Genomic DNA, 3,498 nt, shown 5'->3' with positions numbered 1-3,498 from the left:
GTTTATAATGGTAAAATTGATTTTAGTTCTGTTCCAACAAAAATTGATTTTGGTGAAAATGCGATTTCTTCAGTAGAAAAGAGCTATCAAGGTGTGTTGGATAATTCAGTTATAGTGTCAGATACTAGAGCAACTAATTTGGCAACATCATGGACAGTCAGTGTAGCTCAAACTTCACCAATTCAAGAAGTGAACAGTGATACTGAAGTACCCTTATTAGGAGGGTTATCATTTATGAACTATCTTTTCTATGATGGACAAGTACTTACGAGCAGCCCCCAGATTGTTTATTCTAAATTAGCAGGAGAAACTGGAGATACAGTAGTGATAGATAGTAAATCTACGAGTCTCTTTACTTTAAAAGTTCCTATTGATTTCCAAAAAGCAGATACTAAGTTTAAAGGAACTCTATCGTGGACATTAACAAGTGCTCCATAGAAAAAATAGAACATAAATGGTTCTGTTTCGAACCTTAAAAATAAAAATGTATTAATTCTGATCTTACTATTTTTAGGCAGATCCAATAGAGGGAGCTTTACCTGTTACGATGACTCTATGTTGACCAAACTGTTTATGAATACTTTTTAAGAAAACATAGGCTGCTTGCATATCCCGTTTCTTTCGTAACCAAATATCTAAGGTTAAACGGTTCTGTTGCAAAGTTTTCCAAAAAATCAACAAAAAAAGCGCTAAATTAGCGCTTTTACTTATGTTTAAGGGCTTTAGTATAGCAAAAGTGAGCGACAAGTTCAAGATCCCCTGTTTGCTTTTGTCGCTCCGCTTGTACTCCTCGATTAAAAAAGAGAACATTATTTTCTGAAAGAACTAACGCAGGAAAGGCTTTTCGGATAAAAGAAACGAGAATAGCATTTTTTGAACGTTAGATCCTGTTTAAATGAGTGAGTTATAAATTTATCCGATTAAGGGTTGATCGTGCTTAAAACTTAAATTATGAGCTTTTGGAGCTATTCATTTTAAAATAACCTATTGATGATAATAGTATAATGGCTGGTAAAAATTGTATTAGATACCGACTTCTTCCTGCTTCAAATAATGATAAGAATAGAATCCCTCCTAATAAAACAAGTTGAAAAACTAATTCAGTATAGGTAACTTTTTTATATTTTTTAAAGTAAAGGACTAGTCCTAGCACAACAAAAATCCAACTTATTTGCATGTATATCGCATATTTGGGGTAATACGGTCTATGAACATAAATAATATCTCTTATTTTATGACCAATTGTTGATTCAGTAAATTTTGTTTTTACAACATTACTTTCTACTAACACAGCCTCGGTTGTCCAACCAAGAGTACCGTCTTGAACAAAATACTTAAATTTTGTATTTTGATGTTTAATAAGACCTAATATACCATAGTTTTTAATTCTGTTTTTTATATCTTTGTTTAGTTTAGATTCTAGTTGTGTTCTTGTTTGAATTTTTCCATTTTTTTCTGGAATTAGAATTTCAGTAGGTAATTGAGAATGGTTTGCTCCTGTATCTGTTAGTCCTAAATCAATGAAATACATAAAATTCCTGCTATATTTTGTATCATATTCTGTTATTTTTTGATGATGAGCATAATAATTAATTCCGATGATTGTTATTAGTATTCCACTAAACAAAACGACAGTTTTATTGACTAATTTTCTTTTTTTTATTTTTTCAGGCGAAAAGACCAATTGATATATAACAACAATGATTAATGCTATAAGATAAATAACGACAGGTACTCTAATTTTATAAGCAATACTAAAAATTAGACCAATAACAAACCACCAAATTAAATATTTCTTATAAGTATATTTTACAACTAAAAAACAAAGTAAACTTGTGAAGAAAAAGGTAATTGGGTCAGTATAAAAATAAAGGAATTGAGGTTGTAGACCAATCAAAAAAAATGATTCTATAAATACAATTTGCGCTAACTTTTCTCCTTTAAGATATTTACCGATAGAAGTTAATAAGATAATTCCACTGTCTATTAATAAAGCATTCAGTATAGAAAATGACAATATAAGGTATTTAGGGGTAACAATGCTATTTATAATCTTGATTATAATTAGAATAAAAAAATTATTGGGATAGATAGAAAAGTATTTTAGAATTGTTTGTTTCGTATCAGGTATATTAGTACCAACAGTATAAAGGACAGCAGAATCTCCTTGTGCTAAAGCCTGAGCAAATAATGATATAACTACTTGTAAAATAAAAAGAATACCAATAAACCAATACTTATGTCCATAAATAAATTTAAAAGTCTTAAATAATAAGTCTTTAAATTTTTTATTTAAAAAAAATATAAGCAACACTAAAAGAATAGTGACAAACAAAAAAATATATCTTGTGCTACGCAAGTTGTCAGTAAATAAATATTTGAACGTCCAAAAAAGCCAAAATAAAGAGATTAAGCCTAAAAGAATGAATAAAGTTTTTCTTAGTGCATTATCAACATGTTTCATTTATAAAATTTCTTCCTTTTTCTATTTCCAAAATTGAAACCATTTTTTAGATTGAACTTTTTGAAGTTCCATTTTTAAGCTTTCGTTTTCTTTTTCCAGTTCTTTGTTACTTTCAGACCATTCTTTGTTTATTTTTTCGTCTTTCTCAATTTGTTTGTCCTTTTCAGCAAGTTTCGCTTGATTTTGGTCTATCTCATCATTTGCCTTTTCGAGTTCTTTTTTAAGTTGCTCGATTCCTATATTTAATTCTTCTTCTGGCATTTTAAGAGCTTTTAAGTTACTTAATTCTGTTTTATATTCTTCCAAAAGTTTTTTATCCTGTAAGGAAAGTCTTTGTTGCTGGTCTAATAATTGGTGAAGTTTGTCAATCTGCTTATCTTTTTCTTTTATGCTATCAAAAAATACCTCAAAATTTTTTTCTTTTTTTTCGCTTTCTTTTTTTTCATTTTTATCTTTAGTCTTTTTATAAAGGTATTCTTGTCCAAATTCGGTAACATAATTTTTGTTGCCTTTTTTAATAAAAATTTTTTCTTTATTTTCATCATTGACGTAATAATTTAACTTTTGTTTACTAACTCCCAGTTCTTTTGCAAAATCAGAATAACTTTTCTCCATTTAAAAAATATCCTTTCTTTTTCTATAAAAATTTTTTAAAAATTTTTAAAAAAACTTTCAATTTAATTTTATTAAATCTTTTAATAGCTATATTTTATCATATAAAAAACAATAAAAAACTTTTTTAAAAATTTTTAAAAAAGTTTTTTTAAAGTATATCTTTAAATATTTGGTTACTGTTTTAAGAACAATCAGTAGGGGTCACTACAGAATCGACAAATGACGATAACGGTTATTTTTTAACAAACTTTTTATTCTAGTATTCGCCCCAATATTTAGACATTGTTTGTTTACCAACGCCAGGGTTGAAACTATTAGTTGGATCATTTTTCTTATAGTGCTTGATTAAGGCCGGTGCTGCCAAATATAGATGCCCAACATTGTGTTCGGCTGGATAAACAGCGTGACGCTCATCCAAA

The 3,498-nt window shown here is 28.2% G+C and carries 4 protein-coding genes and 1 pseudogene; 1 reads left to right on the top strand and 4 read right to left on the bottom strand.

Annotation, left to right across the window (positions count from 1 at the left end):
- The coding region (locus AB0N16_RS41505) for a WxL domain-containing protein (protein WP_365806007.1) at positions 1-438 on the top strand (438 nt) is incomplete at its 5' end.
- Between the two features lie 75 nt (positions 439-513).
- On the opposite strand, the pseudogene AB0N16_RS41500 reads toward AB0N16_RS41505, so the two are convergent.
- The 4 genes and pseudogenes from AB0N16_RS41500 to AB0N16_RS41485 form a co-directional block, all read right to left on the bottom strand.
- Positions 514-669, bottom strand: a pseudogene (locus tag AB0N16_RS41500) (DDE-type integrase/transposase/recombinase); the annotation flags it as partial.
- A gap of 280 nt (positions 670-949) precedes the next feature.
- Entirely contained in the window at positions 950-2,464 is a 1,515-nt protein-coding gene (locus tag AB0N16_RS41495) for a membrane protein (protein ID WP_003132712.1), read from the bottom strand.
- A gap of 21 nt (positions 2,465-2,485) precedes the next feature.
- On the bottom strand, positions 2,486-3,079 hold the full coding sequence (locus tag AB0N16_RS41490; protein WP_014011557.1) for a hypothetical protein: 594 nt from the start codon (positions 3,077-3,079) through the stop codon (positions 2,486-2,488).
- Positions 3,080-3,335: 256 nt separating this feature from the next.
- Positions 3,336-3,497, bottom strand: a complete 162-nt coding sequence (locus AB0N16_RS41485; protein WP_365806008.1) for a hypothetical protein — start codon at positions 3,495-3,497, stop codon at positions 3,336-3,338.
- Position 3,498: the final 1 nt, after the last annotated feature.

Origin of the sequence: Streptomyces sp. NPDC051105 (assembly GCF_040682795.1) — a bacterium.
In the GTDB taxonomy this organism is placed as follows: domain Bacteria; phylum Actinomycetota; class Actinomycetes; order Streptomycetales; family Streptomycetaceae; genus Streptomyces.
The sequence above is the reverse complement of the archived record's forward strand: the minus strand, read 5'-3'. Positions and strand labels throughout refer to the sequence as shown.